15 protein-coding genes and 1 pseudogene are annotated in these 24375 nt (G+C 73.9%); 5 read left to right on the plus strand and 11 right to left on the minus strand.

Annotated elements, in window-relative coordinates; genetic code table 11:
- A partial coding sequence (locus tag ACH5A8_RS28205; RefSeq protein WP_399006603.1) for a maltotransferase domain-containing protein occupies positions 1 to 696 on the minus strand: 696 nt, incomplete at its 3' end.
- A gap of 612 nt (positions 697 to 1308) precedes the next feature.
- On the opposite strand from ACH5A8_RS28205, the gene ACH5A8_RS28210 reads away from it, so the two are divergent.
- The gene (locus ACH5A8_RS28210; RefSeq protein WP_399006605.1) at positions 1309 to 3957 is read left to right on the plus strand and encodes a glycosyltransferase family 1 protein; all 2649 of its coding nucleotides are present in this window, start codon (positions 1309 to 1311) and stop codon (positions 3955 to 3957) included.
- Between the two features lie 63 nt (positions 3958 to 4020).
- Here the strand turns inward: ACH5A8_RS28210 and ACH5A8_RS28215 are convergent, their stop codons facing one another.
- The 9 genes and pseudogenes from ACH5A8_RS28215 to ACH5A8_RS28255 all read right to left on the minus strand — a co-directional run bounded on the left by ACH5A8_RS28215 (position 4021) and on the right by ACH5A8_RS28255 (position 18200).
- Positions 4021 to 4542, minus strand: a complete 522-nt coding sequence (locus tag ACH5A8_RS28215) for a DUF1990 domain-containing protein (RefSeq protein ID WP_399006606.1) — start codon at positions 4540 to 4542, stop codon at positions 4021 to 4023.
- 72 nt (positions 4543 to 4614) lie between these two features.
- On the minus strand, positions 4615 to 6267 hold the full coding sequence (locus ACH5A8_RS28220; protein ID WP_399006608.1) for a M4 family metallopeptidase: 1653 nt from the start codon (positions 6265 to 6267) through the stop codon (positions 4615 to 4617).
- Positions 6268 to 6515: 248 nt separating this feature from the next.
- Positions 6516 to 8576: a M4 family metallopeptidase gene (locus tag ACH5A8_RS28225; protein WP_399006610.1), complete on the minus strand. Its 2061-nt coding sequence runs from the start codon at positions 8574 to 8576 to the stop codon at positions 6516 to 6518.
- Positions 8577 to 9085: 509 nt separating this feature from the next.
- Positions 9086 to 9745 (minus strand): 1,4-alpha-glucan branching protein, encoded by a 660-nt coding sequence (locus ACH5A8_RS28230; protein ID WP_399006611.1) that lies wholly within the window; start codon positions 9743 to 9745, stop codon positions 9086 to 9088.
- Between the two features lie 74 nt (positions 9746 to 9819).
- A pseudogene (locus ACH5A8_RS28235) lies at positions 9820 to 10315 on the minus strand (TetR/AcrR family transcriptional regulator).
- A 581-nt stretch (positions 10316 to 10896) separates the two neighbouring features.
- Complete coding sequence (locus tag ACH5A8_RS28240) at positions 10897 to 12723, minus strand: ABC transporter ATP-binding protein (protein WP_399006613.1); 1827 nt, start codon at positions 12721 to 12723, stop codon at positions 10897 to 10899.
- Positions 12720 to 14441: an ABC transporter ATP-binding protein gene (locus ACH5A8_RS28245; protein WP_399006615.1), complete on the minus strand. Its 1722-nt coding sequence runs from the start codon at positions 14439 to 14441 to the stop codon at positions 12720 to 12722. Before ACH5A8_RS28245 ends, ACH5A8_RS28240 begins: the two co-directional genes overlap by 4 nt.
- A 37-nt stretch (positions 14442 to 14478) precedes the next feature.
- Entirely contained in the window at positions 14479 to 16338 is a 1860-nt protein-coding gene (locus ACH5A8_RS28250; protein WP_399006617.1) for an ABC transporter ATP-binding protein, read from the minus strand.
- Positions 16335 to 18200, minus strand: coding sequence for an ABC transporter ATP-binding protein (locus tag ACH5A8_RS28255; RefSeq protein WP_399006619.1), 1866 nt, complete (start codon positions 18198 to 18200; stop codon positions 16335 to 16337). Before ACH5A8_RS28255 ends, ACH5A8_RS28250 begins: the two co-directional genes overlap by 4 nt.
- A 208-nt stretch (positions 18201 to 18408) precedes the next feature.
- Between ACH5A8_RS28255 and ACH5A8_RS28260 the strand changes: the two genes are divergently transcribed.
- Genes ACH5A8_RS28260 through ACH5A8_RS28275 form a run of 4 tightly spaced genes read left to right on the plus strand, consistent with a single transcriptional unit; the run spans position 18409 to position 22027 of the window.
- On the plus strand, positions 18409 to 19317 hold the full coding sequence (locus ACH5A8_RS28260; RefSeq protein ID WP_399006621.1) for an ABC transporter ATP-binding protein: 909 nt from the start codon (positions 18409 to 18411) through the stop codon (positions 19315 to 19317).
- Positions 19314 to 20063 carry an ABC transporter permease gene (locus ACH5A8_RS28265; protein ID WP_399006623.1) on the plus strand — a complete coding sequence of 250 codons (750 nt, stop codon included), beginning with the start codon at positions 19314 to 19316 and terminating at the stop codon, positions 20061 to 20063. The genes ACH5A8_RS28260 and ACH5A8_RS28265 overlap by 4 nt, the downstream gene beginning before the upstream one ends.
- Before the next feature lie 25 nt (positions 20064 to 20088).
- Positions 20089 to 21339, plus strand: a complete 1251-nt coding sequence (locus ACH5A8_RS28270) for a sensor histidine kinase (protein WP_399006625.1) — start codon at positions 20089 to 20091, stop codon at positions 21337 to 21339.
- On the plus strand, positions 21329 to 22027 hold the full coding sequence (locus ACH5A8_RS28275) for a response regulator (protein WP_399006627.1): 699 nt from the start codon (positions 21329 to 21331) through the stop codon (positions 22025 to 22027). Before ACH5A8_RS28270 ends, ACH5A8_RS28275 begins: the two co-directional genes overlap by 11 nt.
- Here ACH5A8_RS28275 and glgX read toward each other — a convergent pair.
- Positions 22024 to 24231, minus strand: coding sequence for a glycogen debranching protein GlgX (gene glgX, locus ACH5A8_RS28280; RefSeq protein ID WP_399007000.1), 2208 nt, complete (start codon positions 24229 to 24231; stop codon positions 22024 to 22026). The two genes, ACH5A8_RS28275 and glgX, sit on opposite strands and share 4 nt — an antisense overlap.
- Positions 24232 to 24375 lie beyond the last annotated feature (144 nt).

The following is a 24375-nucleotide window of genomic DNA, read 5'->3' on the forward strand; positions in this document are numbered from 1 at the left end:
GAGGGGCAGGGGCGTGGAGGCGGTGACCAGCTCGCGCAGCGGGTGGCGGGCCAGGACCGCGTCCACCTCCGGCGTCAACGCCGCCGCCAGGCGTGAGGCGGCCGGGCGGCCGTCGTCGCGCAGGGCCGCCACGGCGGCCAGCACGGCGGCCCTGCCCTCCTCGTCCTCGGGCACCCCGGCGGCGGCCCGCTCGTACAGGCGCGCGCCCTCCTCCAATACCAGTTCGGTGTCCTGGCCCGCCGGGATCTTGATCCGCGCGTGGTGGCGCCAGGTGGTCACCGGATCGCTCCAGGCCTCCACCGAGTACGTCCAGCGGCCGGGCTCGCCGACGGTGACGGTCGCGCCCCAGCGGTCCGTGCCGGGGGCCAGCTCGCGCATCGGCGTCCACGGACCCGGACGGCCCCGCGGATCGCGCAGGACGACGTCGGCGGCCACGGCGTCGTGGCCCTCGCGGAACACGGTGGCCGAGATCTCGAACGACTCGCCGGTCACCGCCTTGGCGGGCCTGCGGCCGTGCTGGACCACCGGCCGGACGTCCAGCACGGGGATCCGGCCGACGGCGGTGGCCTCCCCCGTGGCGGCGTCCTTCGGCGAGGGACGGGAGCCGGGGTCCGCGGCCGGTGGACCGGCGTCGCGCGGGCGCCTGCTGCTCCTGCTGGTGGTCGGGGGTGCTGCCGAGTGGTGCTTGGCGGGCATGACCGCTCCTGTCCGCGTCAACGAGGGTGTGGGCGGATGTGTGTGGGGAGGTGGGTCCTGCGGGGTCTGCCGGGGTGAGCCGGGGTGCGGATGTACCTCTGGATGTGCCTGGGGCCGGTCGGGTGTACCGGAGGAGCCTTCCCACCCTGTTCGGGTGAGCATTCCGGCACTTTGTTAACTACTCATGCGTATGTCCACACACAAGACCGGCCCTGTCCGGCCAGGCGTGAAGCCGGAACCGGCGTTCGGCCGCTGCACCCCCTGTAGCTGCGTAAACGTGTTCGACAGGCCGATCCCCGCCGCCGAAGAGCGCCGGAGACCTGGCCGGATACCTCATCCACTGGGCGCGTACCCCGCACGCACACCGCCACGCCCCGGCATCCGGGGCCGGGAAAATGGCCGATTCCCGGCGTGCCGGGACGAAGCCGTTCAGGTCGACGGCCCAGGACCGGCGGCGTCGGTCCCGGCCCTGCCCACGCCATGACAGGTACGGTTTTGAGTGACGGGGCGCACAGTGCCGTGCGTCCTTCCAGCGAAGCGCAAGGTGTCGTGCGCGCTTTCGGCGAAGCGCGCCGTGCCATGCGTCCATCAGCGAACGCGCCGAGGTGGAGTGTGAAGGCGATCCGTCGGTTCACCGTCCGTCCCGTTCTCCCCGAGCCCCTACGACCGCTCAGCGAGCTGGCCCGCAATCTGCGCTGGTCATGGCATGCCGAGACGCGTGACCTCTTCCAGTCCGTCGACCCCGAGCGCTGGTCCTCCTCGGGCGGCGATCCGGTACGGCTGCTGGGCAGCGTGCCCGCGGCCCGGCTCGCCGAGCTGGCCGGCGACCGCCGCTTCCGGCGCCGGCTGACCGCCGTCGCCGACGACCTGCACGACTACGTGAGCGGCGACCGCTGGTACCAGGAGCAGCCCGCCGGGCTGCCGGCCGCGATCGCCTACTTCTCGCCCGAGTTCGGCGTCACCGCCGCCCTGCCGCAGTACTCCGGCGGCCTCGGCATCCTCGCCGGCGACCATCTGAAGGCCGCCAGCGACCTCGGGGTGCCGCTGATCGGCGTGGGGCTGCTGTACCGGCACGGGTACTTCCGCCAGTCCCTCTCCCGGGACGGCTGGCAGCAGGAGCACTATCCGGTGCTGGACCCCAACGAACTGCCCGTCACCCCGCTGGCCGAGGCCGACGGCAGCCCCGCCCGGGTCTCCCTCGCGCTGCCCCGCGGCAGGTCGCTGCACGCCCGGATCTGGCTGGCCCAGGTCGGCCGGATCCCGCTGCTGATGCTGGACTCCGACGTGGAGGAGAACGACCTCGGCGAGCGCGGTGTGACCGACCGGCTCTACGGCGGCGGCAGCGAGCACCGGCTGCTCCAGGAGATGCTGCTCGGCATAGGAGGGGTGCGGGCGGTGCGGACGTACTGCCGGCTCACCGGGCACCCCGAGCCGGAGGTCTTCCACACCAACGAGGGACACGCGGGCTTTCTCGGGCTGGAGCGGATCGCGGAGCTGTGCGCCGGCGGGCTCGACTTCGACGCCGGCCTGGAGGCGGTGCGCGCGGGCACGGTGTTCACCACCCACACGCCCGTCCCGGCGGGCATCGACCGCTTCGACCGGGAACTGGTCGCCCGCCACTTCGGCCCCGAGGGCGAGCTGCCGGGCATCGACGTGCAGCGGATCCTGCAGCTCGGCATGGAGACGTATCCGGGCGGCGAGCCGAACCTGTTCAACATGGCCGTGATGGGGCTCAGGCTCGCCCAGCGCGCCAACGGGGTGTCGCTGCTGCACGGCAGGGTCAGCCGCGAGATGTTCTCCGGGTTGTGGCCGGGGTTCGACGCCGACGAGGTGCCGATCACCTCGGTGACCAACGGGGTGCACGCGCCCACCTGGGTGGCGCCGGAGGTGTTCCGGCTCGGCGCCCGGCAGATCGGGGCGCAGCGCGCCGAGGACGCGCTGTCGGTGGGCGGCTCCGACCGCTGGGACTCGGTCGCCGACATCGCCGACGAGGACGTCTGGGAGCTGCGCCGGGAGCTGCGCGGGCAGCTGGTGGAGGAGGTGCGCCGACGGCTGTGGGCGTCGTGGCGGCAGCGCGGCGCGGGCGCCGCGGAGCTGGGCTGGGTCGAGGGCGTGCTCGACCCGGAGGTGCTGACCATCGGCTTCGCGCGCCGGGTGCCCTCGTACAAGCGGCTGACGCTGATGCTGCGCGACCGCGACCGGCTGATGGACCTGCTGCTGCACCCCGAGCGGCCGATCCAGATCGTGGTCGCGGGCAAGGCGCACCCGGCGGACGACGGCGGCAAGCGGCTCATCCAGGAACTGGTCCGCTTCGCCGACGACCCGCGCGTACGGCACCGGATCGTCTTCCTGCCCGACTACGGCATGGCGATGGCGCAGAAGCTGTACCACGGCTGCGACGTGTGGCTGAACAACCCGCTGCGGCCGCTGGAGGCGTGCGGCACCTCGGGGATGAAGGCGGCCCTGAACGGGTGCCTCAACCTGTCGGTGCTGGACGGCTGGTGGGACGAGTGGTACCAGCCCGACTTCGGGTGGGCGGTGCCGACGGCGGACGGCGCGGACGGGGGTTCCCCCGCGCGGCCGGCGACGGGGGAGGACGCCGACCACCGCGACGACGTGGAGGCCGCCGCGCTGTACGACCTGCTGGAGCAGCGGGTCGCGCCCCGCTTCTACGAGCGCGGCCGGGCGGGGCTGCCCGACCGCTGGATCGAGATGGTCCGCCGGACCCTGACCCTGCTCGGCCCGAAGGTGCTGGCGGGGCGCATGGTCCGCGAGTACGTCGAACGGCTGTACACCCCCGCCGCGCACGCCCATCGCGCGCTGGGCCCGGACGCGGCGCGTGAGCTGGCGCGGTGGAAGGCGCGGGTGCGGGCGGCCTGGCACGAGGTGACGGTCGACCACGTGGAGACCTCCGCCGGGTCGGCCACCGCCGAACTCGGCAGCACCCTCGGGCTGCGGGTGCGGGTCGGGCTGGGCGGCCTGGGCCCGGACGACATCGAGGTGCAGGCGGTGTCAGGCCGGGTCGACGAGGAGGACCGCATCGCGGACGCCACCGCCGTCGCGCTGAAACCCGCGGGCGCCCCCGACCCCGACGGCCACTGGGTCTACGAGGGCCCCCTTTCCCTGGACCGTACCGGCCCCTGCGGCTACACGGTCCGCATCCTCCCCTCCCACCGTCTGCTCGCCTCCACCGCGGAACTGGGCCTGATGACGGTCCCCTCGGAGGGGGCGACGGGCGGAGCGGGAGTGCTGCTGCGCTGACCGCGCGGACCGGGGGCCGGGGCGGGGAGCACCTCCCGCCCCGGCCCCCGGCTCCCGGGGCGCTCAGGCGTCCGGGTCGGCCTCCGCGCACAGGTCGCGCAGGACCTTCGCGCAGCGGCGGGCGTAGGCGTGCTGGAGGGCGCGGGTGGCGGGGCCGCCGGCGCGGGCGTACCACTTGGCGGCGCGGCTGAAGGCGTTCACCGTGAGCCAGACCGTGCCGTCGCCGGTGCGGTCCACGACGAAGGACTCCTCGCCGCACTCCGGGTGGCCGGTCAGCGTGCCGTAGGCCCAGCCGGCGCGGCGGGGCTCCTCGACCGTCCACACGACGCGGCAGGGCGCCCTGACGACGCCGGCGAGGGTCACGGTGACGTCCGCGCCGGGCGCGGCGCGCTCGGCGGCCGTGGCGACGCCGACCCCGAGGGCGCGGTGCATCTCCCAGGTGAGCACGGCCTCGGCGGCCCGCCGGAACACCTCCTCGCCCTCGCCGATGCGGGCGCGCACGTGCAGGGGGTGGAAGCCGGGCGGGCAGTGGCCCTGTTCACGGGTCGCGCCGACCTCCTCGTAGGTGAAGTTGGCCGAAGACATGGGACCCAAGAGTAGGACGGCACCCGGAAGATCCCTCCTCCCGGGTGCCGCAGTACGTCAACTACCCCCTGTTCAGCTGACGTTCACCGCGGTCCAGGCCGCCGCGACCGCCTTGTACTCGGCGCTGGTCGAGCCGTACAGGGCCGAGGCCGCGCTCAGGGTCGCCGTGCGGGCGCTCTTGTAGTTGGTGGTGGACGTCATGTACGTGGTCAGCGCCTTGTACCAGATCTGCAGCGCCTTGTCCCGGCCGATGCCGGTGACCGCGGCGCCGTTGTACGTCGGCGAGTTGTAGCTGACGCCGTTGATCGTCTTGGCGCCGCTGCCCTCGCTCAGGAGGTAGAAGAAGTGGTTGGCGACGCCGGACGAGTAGTGCACGTCCTTGTTGCCCACCGAGGACGACCAGTAGTCGGCGGAGCCGCCGTCCTTGCTGGGCTTGTCCATGTAGCGCAGCGGGGTGCCGTCGCCGTTGATGTCGATCTTCTCGCCGATGAGGTAGTCGCCCTTGTCGGAGGCGTTGTTGGCGTAGAACTCCACGCCGGTGCCGAAGATGTCCGAGGTGGCCTCGTTCAGGCCGCCGGACTCCCCGCTGTAGTTGAGGCCGGCGGTGTTGGAGGTGACGCCGTGGCTCATCTCGTGGCCGGCCACGTCCAGCGAGGTCAGCGGGTGGTTGTTGCCCGAGCCGTCGCCGTAGGTCATGCAGAAGCAGCTGTCGTCCCAGAACGCGTTCACGTACGAGTTGCCGTAGTGGACGCGGGAGTAGGCGCCGACGCCGTTGTTCTTGATGCCGGTGCGGCCGAACGTGCTCTTGTAGAAGTCCCAGGTCTCCTGCGCGCCGTAGGCGGCGTCGGCGGCGGCCGTCTGGTCGGTGCTGGAGCTGGAGGCGGCGCCGGTGCCCCACACGTTGTCCGCGTCGGTGAACAGCGAGCCGGTGCCGGACGTCTTGTGCGCCAGGTTGTACGTCTTGTGCCCGCCGCGCGAGGTGTCGTACAGCTGGTACGTCGAGCCCGACAGGGTGGTGGTGAGGCTGACGGAGCCGGAGTACAGGGTCTTGCCGGTGCCGGTCGCGTTCTCGATGCCCTGGTACTCGAAGAGCTTCTTCCCGGTGGCCGCGTCGGTGATGACGTGCAGCTGGTTGGGGGTGCCGTCGTCCTGGAGGCCGCCGACGACCGTCTCGTAGGCGAGGACCGGGGTGCCGTTGCCCGCCCAGACGACCTTGCGCGGCGCCTGGTCGGCGGCGGTGGACGCCGAGCCGGCGTCCTTGGCCAGGCCCACGGCCTGCTTCTCGGCCTTGGCCGGGGTGACCTTCGGCGTCAGCGAGGCCACCTTGATGGTCGCCTTGACGGCCTTGGTGACGCCCTCGGTCTTGCCGGCCTTGGAGTGGACGATCAGGTCGCCGCCGAGGACGGGCAGACCGGCGTAGGTGCGCTCGTAGCGGGTGTGCACCGTGCCGTCGGCGTCCTTCACGACGTCCTTGACGACCAGCTTCTCCTTGGCGCCCAGGCCTATGCTCTGCGCCGTCTCGGCCGCGTCGGTCTGCGCCTGCTGGATGAGCGAGGTGCGGGCCGCGGCGGTCAGGGTGGTGGGCGCGGCGGCGAGGGTGGTGGCGTCGGACTCGGCCTGCGCCGAAGCACTGGTGGTCAGACCGGTGCTGAGGAGGGCTCCGGCGGCGACGGCGGTGGCGACGGCCAGAGTGGTGCGCTTGTGACGCGCGTAGCGGGGAGTCACACGAGCTCCTTTTGTGGGGGAGTCCGCCCGGCGTGGGGTTGCCGGACCGGATCGGGTGTCAGGTTGCTGTGCGGCGGGTGACAGGAAGAGTGGCACCTAGGGCGCGTACATGTCATGACCCCGAAGTGATGTTGGCCGAAAAATGACGAGCCGGTTGATGTTTCGGGGATGTGAACGGGCGCCGTTCCAGGTGCTTCACCACCGGAACGGCGCCCTGACCTGGGACCGAGTCGGTCTACAAGAGGCCTTTACGGGAAGGTCAGTTTCCAGCCGTCGATGTAGCCGGTGTCCTGCGGACCCTTGTCCTGGACCTTCAGCTTCCAGGTGCCGTTGGCCGTCTCGGAGGAGGCGTTGACCGTGTAGGTCTTGTGCACGTCCGGCGTCGGGTCGTAGCCGCTGCTCTTGAGCCGGTACGTCGAGCCGTCGGGGGCGACCAGGTCGATCTGGAGGTCACCGCTCCAGGTGTGCACGATGTCGACCGTGACCTGGAGGTTGGAGGGCGCCTTGCCGGTGCGCCCGGAGACCGTGATGGACGAGGTGACCGCCGAGCCGTAGTCCGGGATCTGGACGTCGGAGGTGTTCTCGAACGTCGAGCCGTCGCCCGGGTCGCCCGGGTCGCCGCCACCGCCGTCCGAGCGCGAGCCGACGTTCACGGCCGCCCAGGCGTCCTGCACCGCCTTGTACTCGGCGCTGGTGGTGCCGTACAGCTCGCCGGCCGCCGCGAGGGAGCCGGTGCGGGCGCTCGCGTAGTTGGTGGTGGAGGTGAACTTCGTGGTCAGCGCCCGGTACCAGATCTGCAGCGCCTTGTCCCGGCCGATGCCGGTGACCGGAAGCCCGTCCGAGGTGGGCGAGTTGTAGCTGACGCCGTTGATGACCTTGGCGCCGCTGCCCTCGCTCAGCAGGTAGAAGAAGTGGTTGGCGACGCCGGACGAGTAGTGCACGTCCTTGCTGCCCACGCCCGAGGACCAGGAGTCGGCCGAGGCGCCGTCCTTGCTGGGCTTGTCCATGTAGCGCAGCGGGGTGCCGTCGCCGTTGATGTCGATCTTCTCGCCGATGAGGTAGTCGCCGACGTCCGTGCTGTTGTTGGCGTAGAACTCCACGCCGGTGCCGAAGATGTCCGAGGTGGCCTCGTTCAGGCCGCCGGACTCCCCGCTGTAGTTGAGGCCGGCGGTGTTGGAGGTGACGCCGTGGCTCATCTCGTGGCCGGCCACGTCCAGCGAGGTCAGCGGGTCGGCGTTGCCCGAGCCGTCGCCGTAGGTCATGCAGAAGCAGCTGTCGTCCCAGAACGCGTTCACGTACGAGTTGCCGTAGTGGACGCGCGAGTACGCCGCCTTGCCGTCGTTGCGGATGCCGCTGCGGCCGAAGGTGGACTTGTAGAAGTCCCAGGTGACGGCCGCGCCGTAGTGCGCGTCGGCCGCCGCGGTGGCCGCGTTCGACGTGGTGCTGTTGCCCCAGGTGTCGCTGGACTGCGAGAACAGCGTCCCGGTGCCGGACGAGCCGTGGTTGAGGTTGTACGTCTTGTGGCCGCCGCGCGAGCCGTCGTTCAGCGTGTACGTCGAACCCGACTGGGTCGTCGTCAGCGAGACCTGCCCGCTGTACTGGGTGTTGCCGACACCGGTCTCGATGCCCTGGTACCGGAACAGCTCCTTGCCGGTGCTCGCGTCCGTGATGACGTGCAGCTGGTTCGGCGTGCCGTCGTCCTGGAGCCCGCCGATCACCGTCTCGTACGCCAGCACCGGCGTGCCGTCGGCCGCCCAGACGACCTTGCGGGAGGAGGGGGCCACCGAGGTCTTCTCCGCGCCGAGCGCCTGCGCGGTGCGCAGTGCCTGCTTCTCCGCGGTCGCCTTCGACACGGCCGGCGTGAGGCTGAGCACCTGCACGGCCGCCTTCGTGGCCTTCACGACCCGCTCGGTCCGCCCCGACTTCGCGGTGTCCACGACCAGGTCGCCGCCGAGGACGGGCAGGCCGGCGTAGGTGCGCTCGTAACGGGTGTGGAGGGTGCCGTCGGCGTCCTTCACGACGTCCTTGACGACCAGCTTCTCCTGGGCGCCGAGCCCGAGGTCCTTGGCCGTGGTCGCCTTGGCGCCGTCGGCGTCGCGGATCAGCTCCGCGCGCTGCGAGGGCGTGAGCCTCACGGCGACGTGCGCCGGGTTGAGCTTGCCGGGGTGCGGCGCCTGCGTGGGCGCGGCGCTGGCGGCGCCCGACTGGACGGCCGTGGCGATGAGGGCGGCGACACCGGCCAGGGCGACGCCCGCGGCCCGGCGGTGGGTGATGTGGGAGGTGCGTCTGCGAGAGCTGCTGCTACTCAACACTGACTCCTTCTGCGTGGCCACGGGTCGCGCGGCCATTGGGGAGATCCGGACGGGGGGTGAGCCGTCCGGGCAGAACTGCGAAGTGCCGAAGTGCCGAAGTGCGAAGTGCCGAAGTGCGAAGTGCCAGGTGCCGAGGTGCGCCGTGCTGACGTGCCTGGTGCTGACGTGCGCGGTGCCGAGGTGCGAGGCGCGCGAGGTGCACGGCGCCGAACGGCGGGATGCCGGCCGGACCACAGCCGCGAGACGGTGGGGGGTGCTGTGGGATGGCTGTGAACGGCCGAGGGGAAGAGTGGCAGGAGGACGCCGTCCTTGTCAGGACCGCGTCATCAACTTGGCTGGAAATCGTTCGTTGTCCGGATGTTCATGTTCGGTATACGGACCGGACGCCCGACCGGGCGCCGGACTCCGTTCGGCCCCGGCGCCTCCCCGGCCGCGGCTGGGAGCCCTGCCGCGCGGCGACGTGCGGCAGGGCTCGGGTGCGGGTGTCGCCGGGCGTCCGGCGGCGGTCAGCCGAGGGCGGGGTGGAGGGTGGCGAACAGTCCGTGGGCGCGGGCGCCGTCCGGCAGCTCCCAGGCGCCGGCGACATGGCCGATCGCCGACCGCGGCGGGACGGGCGCGGCGTCCGGGGCGGGCCGCAGGATCCGGTGCAGGCGCAGGGTGACGCCGTTCGGCGCGGACAGCCGGGTGTCCTCCTCGGTGTCGGTCGGCGCGGTGAAGCCGGCCGGGACCGGGTCCAGGGTCGCGCGGGCGGCGGTGACCTCCTTGTCCGGGGTGTCGCTGACGCTCTGCGCCTGGGGCTCGGCCCGCCCGTCGATCAACGCCGCCAACTGGGCGACCAGCACCGGGTCGTGGCAGCCGTCGTAGACCCAGCGCCGTCCGAGCACGCCGTGCTCCATGGTGCCGACCAGGGCGTCCTGAGCCCCGTCGAGCGGGGCGGCGCGGTAGGTGAGCGGCACCAGGCAGGTGACCGGCCGCGGCCCGGAGGAGTCGTTGACGACCATGAACTCGATCCCGACCTCGCCCTCGGGGTCGTCCAGCCGGAAGCCGCCCGCCCTGGCCGGACGAGGTGCGCCCGGGTCGCCCTGGTACCAGGGGCGGGAGGGCAGCCAGGCGGTGAGCAGCTCCAGCTTGGTCGGTTCGAGGGTGGTGCGATGGATGACGGCCATGCCGGCGGTTCTCCTCCGGTGAGTCGGGGCGAGCCCTCACACCTTCGCACCCTCCGACGGCAGGTGACGCCTCCTCAGCGCAGCGCGGCCGCCACCAGGCCGCGGATCTGTCCGGCCGGCACGCCGCCGCCGTTCACCAGGCGGTCGAAGACCAGACCGTCCACGCAGGTCAGCAGGGTGAGCGTCCGCTCGTCGGGTCGGCCACGCCCTGCGTGGCGAGGAACGCGCGCACGGCCTCGCGTCCCGCGTTCTCGCGCGGCGTCAGGATCTCCCGCAGCCCGGGGTGGCGGGCGCTGTCTATGGCGCACGCGTAGCGCGCCTGGGAGCGGTGCGCCGTCCGTCGCCGGTGAGCCGCCGCTCCACGAGGGCGGCGAGGCCGGCCGCGAGCCCCTCCGCGTCGCGCGGCGCCGGCGTCCGCTCGTCGGCCTCCTGGAGTTCGGCGTGGTCCAGCGCGACCAGGCGGCGTACCAGAGCCGTGAGCAGGGCCCGACGGGTGCGGAAGCAGGCGGAGGTGGTGCCGGGCGGCAGACCGGCCGCCCGGTCCACCGCCCGGTGGGTCGGCCCCCGCATGCCGCCGTGCGCGAGCACGTCGACGGCCCGGGGGAGCAGGCACCCGCACGGGCGGCTCCCGAGGACCGGTCACCGGGAGCGGGATCCGGGTCGCCTGCCGCGCCCGGAGCGGTCTGCGGGCACCCGCCTACCGGGACGGGTCCAGGGCTCCGGTCCGCCCGGACGGGCCCGGTGGGCCGGCCTGCCCGGACGGCTCCGGTGCGCCGGCGTCGGTCGCCGGGAGCGGGTTCGGGCGCGCCCGCCGTGCCGGGAGCGGCCTGCGGGCGCTCGTCTGCCGCGACGGGTCCGGGGTGCCGACCTGCTCGGACGGCTCCGATGCGCCGGTCGCCGGGAGCGGGTTCGCAGTCGCCCGCCGTGCCGGGAGCGGCCTGCGGGCGCCCGCGGGTCCGAACGGGACGAGGGCTCCGGTCCGCCCGGACGGGTCCGGTGCGCCGGCCTGCCCGGACGGCTCCGGTGCGTCGGCGCCGGCGCCGGCCGCAGCGAGCTCGTTGCCCGGCGCCCGCCCCCTGGCCGCCGCTCACCGCGTCCGCCCCGGGCCGCTCGCCGGGGCGCGCGTGGCGTCGGCGGGAGCCGGCTCCGGGCTACAGCGCCCGGTCCGGATCGGGGCACGGTGGGGCGTCCGCGGCCTCGTCGTCGGCGGAGGCCGGGCCGGCGGGCTCCCCGTGCCAGGTGTGCCAGAGCGCCGCGTACGCGCCGTCGGCCGCGACCAGTTCGTCGTGGGTGCCGAGTTCGGTCAGACGGCCGGACTCCATCACCGCCACCCGGTCCGCGTCGTGCGCGGTGTGCAGGCGGTGGGCGACGGCGATGACCGTGCGGCCGGCGAGCACGGCGGCCAGGGCGCGTTCGGTGTGGCGGGCCGTGGCCGGGTCGAGGAGCGCCGTGGCCTCGTCCAGGACGAGCGTGTGCGGATCGGCCAGCACCACGCGGGCCAGGGCCAGTTGCTGGGCCCGGGAGCCGTCCGTGCGGCAGCCGTCGGGGCCCAGCCCGGTGTCCAGGCCGGCCGGCAGCTCCCGTACCCATGCGTCCGCGCCCACCGCGGTCAGCGCCGCCCACAACTCCTCGTCCGAGGCGTCCGGTCCGGCGATGCGCAGATTGTCGCGGACCGTGCCGAGGAACACGTGGTGCTCCTGGGTGACGAGGACGACCTGACGGCGCAGCCGCTCCGGCTCCAGTCCCGCGATCGGCACCCCGCCCACCGTTACCGAGCCCGCGCTCGGCGCGTCGACGCCCGCCAGCAGCCGGCTCAGCGTGGTCTTGCCCGCGCCGGACGGGCCCACCACGGCCAGCCGCTCCCCGGGCCGCACCGTCAGGTCCACCCCGGCGAGCACCTCGCCGCCGCGCTCGTAGGCGTAGCGCGCCCCCCGCACGTCGATGCGGTCGTCCGCCGGGGCGGGCGAACCGGCGGCCGGGACCGTCCTCGGCGCACGGGCCAGGCCCTCCACGCGGGCGAAGGAGGCGCCGCTGCTCTGCAGTTGCTCCACGTGCATCAGGATCTGGTCCAGCGGCTCGGTGAACTGCCGCAGGTACAGCGCGGCGGCCACCACCGCGCCCAGGCTCACCGTGCCCCGCGCGTGCAGGAAGCCGCCGACCAGCAGCACCCCGGCCACCGGGAGGGTGTAGGAGATCTCGACCGCCGGGAAGAACACGCTGCGCAGGAACAGGGTGTAGAGGCGGGTGCGCCGGGCCGCGTCCAGCGTGTCCCGGCTCGCCGCGACCCGTCGGTCGGCCAGCCGGAACGCCTCCACCGTGCGGGCCCCGGCGGCCGTCGCCGCGAGGATCTCCGCGACCTCGGAGGTGGCCGCGCCCTCGGCGAGGTAACCGGCTCGGGCCCGGCGCAGGTACCAGCGCAGCGCCAGCCAGATCGGCGTCAGCGCCAGCACGCCGACCGCGCCCAGCAGCGGATCGATCACGAACACCGCGACCAGCACGGCGAGCGCCTGCATCCCGCACACCAGCAGTTCGGGGCCCGAGTCCCGCAGGGTGGTGCCGACGGCCGCCACGTCGGCGGTGCCGCGGGTGGTCAGATCACCGGTGCCGGCCCGCTCCACGACCGACGCGGGCAGCGCCAGCGCCCGGTCCACGAACTGCTCCCGCACCCGCGCCAGCGTGCGTTCGCCGAAGCGGTGCCCCGCGTACCGGGCCCAGCGCGCCAGCAGCAGCTGCGCCAGCGCGCACACCACGATGGCGAGCGCCATCCGGTCCACCCCGGCCGTGCCGCCGCCCGCCCGGACGTGGTCGACGATCCGGCCGAGCAGCCAGGGCCCGGCGAGGCCCGCCCCCGCGGCCAGCACGTTCAGCAGCAGGACGACCGCGACGGCCCGTCCGTCGGCGCGGATGAGCCGTGCCGCGGCCCGCCGCACCTCGGCGGGCTCCGCGATCGGCAGCCGTCCCTCGGTGGGTTCCGTCATCGGACCGCCTCCGGTGCGCTGAGCGCGTCGGCGTCCCGCGCCACCAGCTCCCGGTAGCCCGGCTCGCGGGTGAGGAGTTCGCGGTGGCGGCCGCTCGCCGCGACCTTGCCGTCGACCAGGAAGTGCACGGTGTCGGCGCGGTCCAGCACCAGCGGCGAGGTGGTGGTCAGCAGCGTCGTACGGCCGGCGCGGGCCGCGCGCAGCCGGTGCGCGACCGCCGCCTCGGTGTGCGCGTCGAGCGCCGAGGTCGGCTCCACGGCGAGCAGCACCTCCGGATCGGCCAGCAGCGCCCGCGCCAGCCGCACCCGCTGCCGCTGGCCGCCGGAGAGGCTGCGGCCCTGCGCGGCCACCGCCGAGTCCCATCCGTCGGGAAGTCCCCGCACGATGTCCTCGGCCACGGCCGTGTGCAGCGCGCGCACCACGTCCGCCTCCGGGTGCTCCGCGCGCCCCGACAGCAGCTCCCTGAGGGTGCCGGCGAACAGGTCGGCCTCGTTGTCGGCGACCAGGATCCGCTCCCGTACCTGCGCGAGCCGGATCTCGTCCAGCCGCCGCCCGCCCCAGGTGGCGTCCGAGGGCTCGTAGCGGCCCAGCCGGTCCACGACCGCCGCCGCGTCGGCCGTACGGGCGCACGCCAGCGCCGTGAGCCGCCCCGGCGGCACCCGCACGTCCGACTCGGGGTCGTGGAGCACCGCGGGTCCGTCGGGCGCGTCCGCGGTCCCCGTGTCGGCCTCCGGCTCCACCCGCAGCAGCCCCACCACCCGGCGGGCCGCCACCACTCCCCGGCTGAGGTCGTAGCCCATCTCCACCAGGAAGGCCACCGGGCCGACCAGGACGGCGACATAGCCGTACACCGACACCAGCTCGCCCACCGTCAGCTCGCCCTGGGCGGTCAGCCGGGCGCCGAGCCAGGTCACCACCGCCAGGAACAGCGTCGGCAGGCCCACCCCGAGCGCCTGCATCCAGCTGGTCACCGCGCCGACCCGGTAGCCCTGCGCGCGCAGCCGCTGCGAGTCCCGGCGGAAGGCGTCCGCGAACAGCTCCTTTCCGCCGAGGCCGCCCAGCACGCGCAGCCCGCCCGCGAGGTCGCCGATCCGCGCGGTCAGCAGCCCCTGCCGCTCCCGGTACTCGCCCTCGGCGCCCTGGAGCCGCCGCATCAGCGGCCCGACGAGCACGGCGATCACCGGCATCCCCAGCAGCACCACCACCGCGAGCACCGGCGAGACCCACAGCAGCAGCCCGGCCACCACCGCGTAGACGACGACGGAGCCGACGCCCGGCCCGATGACGGTGAGCGCCCTGCTGATGGTCTGCACGTCGCCGACGCCGATCGTGAGGACCTCCCCGGCCCCCACCCGGCGCGGCAGCGCGGCGCCCAGCCGCACCACGTGGTCGACGACCACCTTGACCGTGCGGAAGTTGGCGTCCATCCGCAGCCTGGTCATCGTGCGGTGCCGCATGATGGACACCCAGGCGTTGACGGCGCCGACCGCGACCAGCGCGGCCGTCCAGCCGGCCAGCGCCGCCGTGTCGCCCGGCTGGAGCCCGTCGTCCACCGCCCGCGCCATCAGGTACGGCGTCGCCGCCATCAGCACCATCCAGGTGCTGGCCAGGACCGCCCCGGCCACCGACCGGCCCGGCTGGCACAGCGCCAGCCACCACAGGTAGTGCCGGCCGCTCCGCCGGTCGGGCGTCCCCGGATCCTCGTACGCGTCGATCACGCTTCCCCCGATCCCCGTCACTCAGAGCCTCAGAGCCTCAGACGAGACTGTCGCGCCAGGCCCGGTGCAGATCCGCGAAGCGGCCCGCACCGGCGATCAGTTCGGCCGGGCGGCCGTCCTCCACGATCCTGCCGTGCTCCATCACCAGCACCCGGTCGGCGATCTCCACGGTGGACAGACGGTGGGCGATCACCACCGCCGTACGACCGTGCAGCACCGTGGCCATCGCGCGCTGCACGGCCCGCTCGCCCGGGATGTCCAGCGAACTGGTCGCCTCGTCGAGGATCAGGACCGCCGGATCGGCCAGCAGGGCCCGCGCGAACGCGACCAGTTGGCGCTGGCCCGCCGAGATGCGGCCGCCGCGCTTGCGGACGTCCGTGTCGTAGCCGTCGGGCAGGGCGCTGATGAAGTCGTGCGCGCCGATCGCCTTCGCGGCGGCCTCGATCTCCTCGCGGCTCGCCTCCGGGCGGCCGATGGCGATGTTGTCGGCGACCGTGCCGGAGAACAGGAACGCCTCCTGGGTCACCATCACCACCCCGCGCCGCAGCTCGGGCACGGCCAGCTCGCGCAGGTCCACGCCGTCCAGCAGGACGCGGCCCGAGGAAGGGTCGTAGAAGCGGGCCAGCAGCTTGGCCAGGGTGGACTTGCCGGCGCCGGTGGAGCCGACCACCGCGACGGTCTGCCCGGCCGGGATGGTCAGGTCGAAGCGGGGCAGCACCTCGCCGCCGGTGCGGTAGCCGAAGCCGACCGCGTCGAACACCACCTCGCGGCCCGGCAGTTCGGAGGCGGGCGGCGGCAGCGGCCGGGGCGCCGACGGTTCGGGCACCGACGGCCTCTGGGCCAGCAGGCCCGCGATCTTCTCCAGGGACGCGGCGGCCGACTGGTAGGAGTTGAGGAACATGCCGAGGCGGTCGATCGGGTCGTACAGACGGCGCAGGTAGAGCACCGCCGCCGCCAGCACGCCCAGCTCCAGCGAGCCGTCCGTCACCCGGTACGCGCCCCACAGCACCATCGCCGCGATCGCCGTGTTGGCCACCAGCCGGGAGCCGACGACATAGCGGGCCATCTCCAGCAGGGCGTCGCCGTTGGCGCGCTCGTGGCGGTGGTTGAGGACGGCGAAGCCGGCGTCGTTGGCGGCCTCGCGGCGGAAGGCCCGCACCGGCCGGATGCCGTTCATCGTCTCCACGAACTTCACGATCACCGCCGCGATCGCCGTGGACCGCTCCCGGTACACCCGCCCGGCGCGCCGCTGGTAGAGCCGCACCAGCAGGTACAGCGGCCCGAAGGAGGCCACCGCGACCGCGCCGAGCCCCAGGTCCAGCCAGAGCAGCATCGCCGAGATGCAGACGAAGGACAGGATGACCGTGACCAGCTCCTGCAGCCCCTCGTTGAGCAGTTCCCGCAGCGACTCCACGTCCGTGGTGGAGCGGGAGATGAGCCGGCCCGAGGTGTAGCGCTCGTGGAAGTCGACGCTGAGCGCCTGGGCGTGCCGGAAGATGCGGCCGCGCAGGTCCAGCAGCACGTCCTGGCTGACCCGGGCCGCGCCGATGACGAACGCCCACTGCAGCGCGCCGGAGGCCAGCGCGCACAGCAGATACCCGACGGCCACCGCCACCAGCGGTCCGCGGTCGTGCGCGCCGAGCGCCGGTACGGCGGTGTCGATCGCGTACGCCACCAGCAGCGGGCCCGCCTGCACGGCCGCCTGCTGGAGCAGCAGCAGGAGCGTCGTCCCGGTGACGCGGGCCTTCATGGGGGCGAGCAGCGAGCGCAGCAGCGCGGCCGTCGCGCCCGCGGGAGTGGGCAGCACGTCCCGGTCGAAGGGGTCGTCGGCGTCCTTCGGGCGCGGCGGGTCCTGCTCGTCCTCGGCCGCGGGGACGGACGTGGTGGAGGCCGTCATCGGTCCTCGTCCTCCTCATCCGGTGAAGATCCGCCCGACATCAGGCGGGCGTACTCGGTGTGGGTGCGCAGCAGTTCCTGGTGGGTGCCCAGGGCGGCGATCCGGCCGCCGGACAGCAGGGCGACGCGGTCGGCCAGCAGCACCGTGGAGGGGCGGTGCGCCACGATCAGGGCGGTGGTGTCGGCGAGGACCCGGCGCAGCGCGGCCTCCACCGCGGCCTCCGTGTGCACGTCGAGGGCGGACAGCGGGTCGTCCAGGACGAGGAACCGGGGGCGGCCGACGACCGCGCGGGCGAGCGCGAGACGCTGGCGCTGGCCGCCGGACAGGCTCAGGCCCTGCTCGCCGACCTGGGTGTCGGTGCCCTGCGGCAGCGCGTGCGCGAAGTCGGCCTGGGCGACGGCGAGGGCCCGGTCCAGGTCCGCCGCGCCCGCCTCGGGGCCGGCGCCCATGAGGACGTTGTCGCCGACGCTCGCGGAGAACAGGGTGGGCTCCTCGAAGGCCACGGCGACCAGGGAGCGCAGCCGTTCCCGGTCCATCGTGGTGATGTCCTCGCCGTCGAGGGTGACGCGGCCGGAGGTGACCTCGTGCAGCCGGGGCACGAGCGCGGTCAGGGTGGTCTTGCCGCTGCCGGTCGCGCCGACCAGCGCGAGGGACTCGCCGGGGCGGATGTGCAGGTCGACTCCGTCGAGCAGCGGCGGGGAGTCCTCGGGGGCGTCGGGGTAGCGGAACCGGACGTTCTCGAACCGCAGCCCGCCGGTGTGCCCGGGGCCGGCGCCGGAATCGGGGACGGTGGAAGCGCCGCTCGGGGCCGTGTCCGCCTCCGGTTCCGCGTCCATCACCTCGAAGTACCGCTCCGTCGCCGTCGCCGCCTCCTGGCTCATCGCGAGGAGGAAGCCGATCGACTCCACCGGCCAGCGCAGGGCGAGCGCCGTGGACAGGAAGGCCACCAGCGTGCCCGCCGACAGCGAACCGTCCGACACCTGGACCGCGCCCACCACCAGCGTGGCCCCGATGGCCACCTCCGGCAGGGTCATGATGACCGCCCAGATCGTCGCCAGCAGGCGGGCCTTGCGCAGCTCCGTGTCGCGCAGGGTGGCCGACAGCCCGGCGAACGCCCGCGCCTGACTGCGGTGCCGGCCGAACCCCTTGACGATGCGGATGCCGAGGACGCTCTCCTCGACCACCGTCGTCAGGTCGCCCACCTGGTCCTGGGCCAGCCGCGCCGCGTGCGCGTACCGCTTCTCGAAGAAGGCGCTCAGCGCGATCAGCGGCACGGCGGGCGCCAGCATCACCAGGCCCAGCGTCCAGTCCTGGACCAGCATGATGGTCACGCCCACCAGGATCGTCACGCCGTTGACCAGGAGGAAGGTCAGCGGGAAGGCGAGGAACATGCGCAGCAGCATCAGGTCGGTGGTGGCCCGGGAGAGCAGCTGGCCCGACGCCCAGCGGTCGTGGAAGGCGACCGGGAGACGCTGCAGATGGCGGTAGAGGTCCGCCCGCATCTCCGCCTCCACGTGCGACAGCGGCCGCGCCACCATCCACCGCCGCAGCCCGAACAGCACCGCCTCGGCCACGCCGAGCAGCAGCAGGTACAGCGCGCCGAGCCACACGCCGCGCGGATCCCGGTCGGCGACCGGCCCGTCCACCAGCCACTTCAGGACCAGCGGGATCACCAGCCCCACGCAGGAGGCGACGATCGCGACGGACGCGGCGGCGGACAACCGCGCGCGCACCGGCCGCACATAGGGCCACAGGCGCAGCAGCGTGCGTACGGCGGAGCGCTCGGCGGGCCCGGCGCCCTCGGGCCGGTCCGTGACGCTCTCCTCGGCGGTCTCCTCGGCGGGAGCGGGTGTCGTGGGCATCAGGAGCGAGCGTACGGATCGGCGCTGACGTCGCCCACCGAGTTTTGGCCGGACCCTGCTCCGCCGCTGGTCCTACGACCTGCGCGTTCGGCCGTCCGGGGGATGGACCGGGCCGCCGGGTCGTAGCCCGGCGTCAACCGATCGGCTGATGCCGCTTCGAGCGCGTCGGGCGATGCGCGCACGAGCCGCCCACCGGGACTCTGAGGTCATGTCCGTCATCGAAGTCAGTGAACTGCGCAAGTCCTACGGCGGCCGGGCCGTCGTGGACGGCGTCTCGTTCTCCGTCGAGGAGGGCGAGATCTTCGGCGTCCTCGGCCCGAACGGCGCCGGGAAGACCACCACCGTCGAGTGCGTCGAGGGGCTGCGGATCCCCGACTCGGGCCGTATCCGGGTCGCCGGCCTCGACCCCGTCGCCGACCACGAGCAGGTCGCCCGCGTCCTCGGCGCGCAGCTCCAGCCAAGCGAGCTGCAGGCCAAGCTCACCGTGCGCGAGGCGCTGGAGCTGTACGCCTCCTTCTACCCGAGCCCGGCCGACTGGCGGCCCCTCGCCGAACGCCTCGGCCTCACCGAGAAGCTCACCACCCGGTTCGCCAAGCTGTCCGGCGGCCAGAAGCAGCGCCTGTTCATCGCGCTCGCCCTCATCGGCGGCCCGCGGGTCGTCGTCCTGGACGAGCTGACCACCGGGCTGGACCCGCGCGCCCGCCGCGACACCTGGCAGCTCATCGAGGACGTCCGCGCCGGCGGCGTCACCGTGCTGCTGGTCACGCACTTCATGGAGGAGGCGCAGCGCCTGTGCGACCGGATCGCGGTCATCGACCGGGGCCGCATCGCCGCGCTGGACACCCCGCAGGGCCTGATCCGCCGCTCGGCCGGCGCGACCGTCATCAGCTTCACCCCGTCCGCGCCGCTGGACGAGCACGACCTGAACGCGCTGCCCGAGGTGGCCTCGGTGGCCTACAAGGACGGCCGGATCACGCTGTCGGGCACCGACGCCACCGTCGACGCCGTCCTCACCCTCCTCGCCCGCCACCACATCACCGCCCACCAACTCCGCGTCAGCGACGCCACGCTCGACGACGCGTTCCTGGACCTCACCGAGACGGAGACCGCCGCATGAGTTCCCCGGTCCTCGACACCGCCGTACTGCGCACCGAGATCCGCCTCTTCCGCCGCGAACCGGGCGCGATCTTCTGGATCCTGCTGTTCCCGACCCTGCTGCTGGTGATCCTCGGCTCCGTCCCGTCCTTCCGGGAGCCCGACGACGCGCTCGGCGGTCTCAGGCTCATCGACACGTATGTGCCGGTCACGGTCCTGCTCGGCCTGATCCTCGGCGGGCTGCAGGGCATGCCGCAGGTCCTCACCGGCTACCGCGAGCGCGGCATCCTGCGGAGGATGTCCACCACTCCGGTGCGGCCCGTGACCCTGCTCACGGCCCATATGGTGGTCTTCGCGGGTGCGGCCCTGGCCTCCGCGCTGCTCGCCCTGCTCGTCGGCCGGCTCGCCTTCGGCGTCCGCCTGCCCGAGCAGCCGTTCGGGTACGCCGTCGCCCTGGTGCTCGCCGTGCTGGTCGCCCTCTCGCTGGGCTCGGTGATCTCCGCGCTGTCCCGCACCACCAAGATCGCCGGCGCGGTCGGCAGCGCGGCGCTCTTCCCGATGATGTTCTGCGCGGGCCTGTGGGCGCCGGTGCAGGCCATGCCCCGCGTGCTCGCCCGGATCGTCGACCGGACGCCCTTCGGCGCCGCGGCCGAGGCCCTGAACGAAGCGGCCGGCGGCCAGTGGCCCGCCTGGACCCACCTGGGCGTGCTCGTCGCCTGGACGGTGCTGCTCACCGCCGGGGCCGCGCGCTGGTTCCGCTGGGAGTGAGCGGGCCGTGCCGGAGACTGGGCCCATGACGAACGCCGAGTGGAAGCCGCGCCGGGCCACCTTCGACGACTGGGGGCCCTACGCGCTGCTCGGCGTGGGCGCCCTGACGGCGGCCGGCTCGGCCGGCGCCGTCGGGATGGGGCGGACCGAGGTCTACGCGGCCGGGGCTCTGACGGCGGCCGCCGTGCTGCTCCAGCTGGGCTGGGGACGGGCCATCCGGAACCGGCCGGTGCCGGGCCGCGTCGGCACCTTCCTGTACTTCCTGCGCTGGGCCATCGCCTTCGTCCTGACCTGGCTCAACCCGTTCTTCGCCTTCTACGCCGTCACCGGCTACTACACCGCCGCCCGGCAGCTGCCCCGCCGCCTGGTGCCGGCCGGACTGTGCCTGACCGCCGTCACCATGGCGGGCAGCGAGGTCGGCGGCATGCCGCCCCGCGGGACGGTCGCCTGGCTCGGCTTCGTCGTGGTGCTCGCCGCCAACGTCGGGCTGGTCGCCCTGTTCACCCGGTTCGCCGAGCAGGAGCAGATCCGCGCCCGCGCCCAGGCCGAGACCATCGCCGAACTGGAGCGCACCAACACGGCGTTGCAGCAGGCCCTCGACGAGAACGCCGCCCTGCACGCGCAGTTGCTCGTCCAGGCCCGAGAGGCCGGGGTCGCCGACGAGCGCCGGCGCCTGGCCGCCGAGATCCACGACACCCTGGCCCAGGGACTGACCGGCATCATCGCGCAGCTCCAGGTCGTCGCCAACGCCCCCGACCTGACCACCGCCCGCACCCACCTGGAGCGGGCCTCCGCGCTGGCCCGGCACAGCCTGGGCGAGGCCCGCCGCTCCGTGCACAACCTCGCCCCCGTGGCCCTGGAGGACACCGGACTGCCCGAGGCGCTCGGCCGGACCGTCGCCGAATGGGGCGAGCGCACCGGCGTCCGCGCCCAGTTCACCGTCACGGGCACCGCCGAGCACCTGCACGACGAGGTGTCGGCCACGCTGCTGCGCATCGCCCAGGAAGCCCTCTCCAACGCCGCCCGGCACGCCCGCGCCACCCGGGTCGGGGTCACCCTCTCCTTCATGGGCGACGAGGTCAGCCTCGACATCCGCGACGACGGCACCGGCTTCGACGCGGTCGCCGTCCCCGCCCGCACCCGCACCGGCGGCTTCGGCCTGGACGGCATGCGCGCCCGCGCCGAACGCATCGCCGGCGCCCTCACCGTCGAGTCCGAGCCGGGACACGGCACGGCGGTCTCCGCTCGCGTACCGTTGGTGCGCCATGACCGATGACACGACCGTCTCCCTGCTGATCGTCGACGACCACCCCGTGGTGCGGGACGGTCTGCGGGGCATGTTCGAGTCCGCGCCCGGCTTCACCGTCCTCGCGGAGGCCTCCGACGGCGTCGAGGCGGTCCGCGAGGCCCTCGCGCTCGACCCGGACGTGATCCTGATGGACCTGCGGATGCCGGGCGGCGCGGGCGTGGACGCCATCCGGGAGCTGACCCGGCGCGGCGCCCGCGCCAGGGTGCTGGTCCTGACGACGTACGACACCGACTCCGACACCCTGCCCGCCATCGAGGCGGGCGCGACCGGCTACCTCCTCAAGGACGCCCCGCGCGACGAGCTGTTCACCGCCGTCCGCGCCGCCGCCGAGGGCCGCACCGTCCTCTCCCCGGCCGTCGCCTCCCGTCTGGTCTCCGCCGTCCGCGCCCCCGCCCCCGGCAACGAGACGCTGTCGGCCCGCGAGCGCGAGGTGCTGACGCTGGTCGCCCGGGGCACCTCCAACCGCGAGATCGCCCGCGAGCTGTTCATCAGCGAGGCCACCGTGAAGACCCACCTCACCCACCTGTACGCCAAGCTCGGCGTCAACGACCGTGCGGCGGCGGTGGCGGTCGCCTACGACCGGGGCATCCTCGGCCAGGGGCTTCCGTCCGGGGCAGGCCCGCGAGCCCGGCACGATCCGAACGAGAGACCCTAGGCCTGCTCCGCGACCCGGAGCAGCAGCACCGAGCGGGCCGGCACCGTGACCGCCGTCCCGGACCGGTGCGTCACGCCCGGCTCCCGTGCCTGCTCCTCCCGCGAGGTGTCGACGACCACCTCGTAGCGCTCCGCCCACGGCACTCCCGGCAGGACGAAAGCGGCCGGGCGGTCCCCGGCGTGCAGGACGGCCAGGAAGCTGTCGTCGAGGACCGGCGCGCCCCGCTCGTCGCGGCCCGGGATGTCCCGGCCGGACAGGTACATCCCGAGGGTGGCCGCCGGGGCGTACCAGTCCTCCTCGGTCATCTCCTCCCCGCGCGCGGTGAACCACGCCAGATCGCGCAGCCCGTCCGCCGAGTGCGCGCTGCCCGAGAAGAACGCCCGGCGGCGCAGCACCGGATGGCGGTGGCGCAGCGCGATCAGCCGGGAGGCCAGCGCGAACAGGGCCGCCCAGCCCGGATCCTCCAGCAGCGACCAGTCCAGCCAGCCGGTCTCGTTGTCCTGGCAGTAGGCGTTGTTGTTGCCGTGCTGGGTGCGGCCCATCTCGTCGCCGGCCACCAGCATCGGCACGCCCGTGGACAGCAGCAGCGTGGTCAGCAGGTTGCGCAGCTGCCTGCGGCGCAGCGCCCGTATCCGCCCGTCGTCGCTCTCGCCCTCCGCGCCGCAGTTCCAGGAGCGGTTGTCGTCCGTGCCGTCCCGGTTGCCCTCGCCGTTGGCCTCGTTGTGCTTGCGGTCGTAGCTCACCAGGTCCCGCAGGGTGAAACCGTCGTGCGCGGTGACGAAGTTGACGGAGGCGTACGGGCGCCGGCCGCCCCAGGCGTACAGGTCGCTGGAGCCGGACAACCGGTAGCCCATCTCCCGCACGTCCGGCAGCGCGTGGCGCCAGAAGTCCCGTACGGCGTCGCGGTAGCGGTCGTTCCACTCCGCCCACAGCGGCGGGAACGCGCCCACCTGATAGCCGCCCGCGCCCACGTCCCACGGCTCGGCGATCAGCTTGACCCGGCGCAGCACCGGGTCCTGGGCGATCACGGCGAGGAACGGGGAGAGCATGTCCACGTCGTGCATGGAGCGGGCCAGCGCGGCGGCCAGGTCGAAGCGGAAGCCGTCCACGCCCATCTCGGTCACCCAGTAGCGCAGCGAGTCGGTGATCAGGCGCAGCACGTGCGGCTGGACGACGTGCAGGGTGTTGCCGCAGCCGGTGTAGTCGGCGTAGCGGCGCGCGTCCTCCTGGAGCCGGTAGTAACGCTGGTTGTCGATGCCCTTCAGGGACAGGGTGGGGCCGTACTCGCCGGCCTCTGCGGTGTGGTTGTAGACCACGTCGAGGACGACCTCGATGCCGGCGGCGTGCAGCGCGCGCACCATCCGCTTGAACTCGCCGACCTGCTGTCCGGTGGTGCCGCCGGCCGCGTATCCGGCGTGCGGGGCGAAGTAGCCGATCGAGTTGTAGCCCCAGTGGTTGCGCAGGCCGCGGCGCAGCAGGTGGTCCTCGTGGGCGAACTGGTGCACCGGCAGCAGCTCCACCGCCGTCACGCCCAGCCGCGTCAGGTGCTCGATCGCCGCCGGGTGGGCGAGGCCGGCGTAGGTGCCTCTCAGCTCCTCGGGGATGCGCGGGTGCAGCTTGGTGAAGCCGCGCACGTGCAGCTCGTAGATGACCGAGTCCGCCCACGGCGTCTTGGGGCGACGGTCGTCGGACCAGTCGTCGTCGTCATGGACGACGACGCCCTTGGGCACGTGGGGCGCGGAGTCGCGGTCGTCGCGCACCGTGTCCGCGACGTGCTGGTCCGGCCAGTCCCGCACGTGCCCGTAGACCTGCGGCGGCAGCCGGAACTCGCCGTCCACGGCGCGCGCGTACGGGTCGAGCAGCAGTTTCGCCGGGTTCCAGCGGGCGCCGGTCCACGGGTCCCAGCGGCCGTGCACCCGATAGCCGTAGCGCTGCCCGGGCATCACGCCGGGCACGAACCCGTGCCAGATCTCGTGCGTCAGTTCGGTCAGCCGGGCGCGGGTCTCCTTGCCGGCCTCGTCGAACAGGCACAGCTCGACCGCCTCCGCGCCGCCCGCCCACAGCGCGAAGTTGGTGCCCGCGACCCCGTCCGGGCCGACGCGGAAACGGGCGCCCAGCGGTGTGGGGCTGCCCGGCCGCACGGGCACGGCGGGCGGGGGCGGCGCGGCCGGGCGCCCGCCGGCCACCACGACGGCCGCCCGCACGGGAGCGGCGACGCCGCCGTCGCCGTTCGGCCGCCCGTCGCCGTTCGGCCGGCCGTTCCCGGCCACCGGTCCGTCCCGGTCCGTCCGCCCGTCGTCGCCGGGCGCTCGCCCGGCCCCGACGGCCGGTGCGTCCCCGGCCGTCCG

This window comes from Streptomyces sp. NPDC018610, assembly GCF_044391765.1.
Classification (GTDB): Bacteria; Actinomycetota; Actinomycetes; order Streptomycetales; family Streptomycetaceae; genus Streptomyces.

Coding starts and splice junctions, on each gene's coding strand:
- ACH5A8_RS28215 (WP_399006606.1), bottom strand. CDS start 4,542: ATGTCTTCGGCCAACTTCACCTACGAGGAGGTCGGCGCGACCCGTGAA.
- ACH5A8_RS28230 (WP_399006611.1), bottom strand. CDS start 9,745: ATGGCCGTCATCCATCGCACCACCCTCGAACCGACCAAGCTGGAGCTG.
- ACH5A8_RS28240 (WP_399006613.1), bottom strand. CDS start 12,723: ATGACGGAACCCACCGAGGGACGGCTGCCGATCGCGGAGCCCGCCGAG.
- ACH5A8_RS28250 (WP_399006617.1), bottom strand. CDS start 16,338: ATGACGGCCTCCACCACGTCCGTCCCCGCGGCCGAGGACGAGCAGGAC.
- ACH5A8_RS28255 (WP_399006619.1), bottom strand. CDS start 18,200: ATGCCCACGACACCCGCTCCCGCCGAGGAGACCGCCGAGGAGAGCGTC.
- ACH5A8_RS28260 (WP_399006621.1), top strand. CDS start 18,409: ATGTCCGTCATCGAAGTCAGTGAACTGCGCAAGTCCTACGGCGGCCGG.
- ACH5A8_RS28265 (WP_399006623.1), top strand. CDS start 19,314: ATGAGTTCCCCGGTCCTCGACACCGCCGTACTGCGCACCGAGATCCGC.
- ACH5A8_RS28270 (WP_399006625.1), top strand. CDS start 20,089: ATGACGAACGCCGAGTGGAAGCCGCGCCGGGCCACCTTCGACGACTGG.
- ACH5A8_RS28275 (WP_399006627.1), top strand. CDS start 21,329: ATGACCGATGACACGACCGTCTCCCTGCTGATCGTCGACGACCACCCC.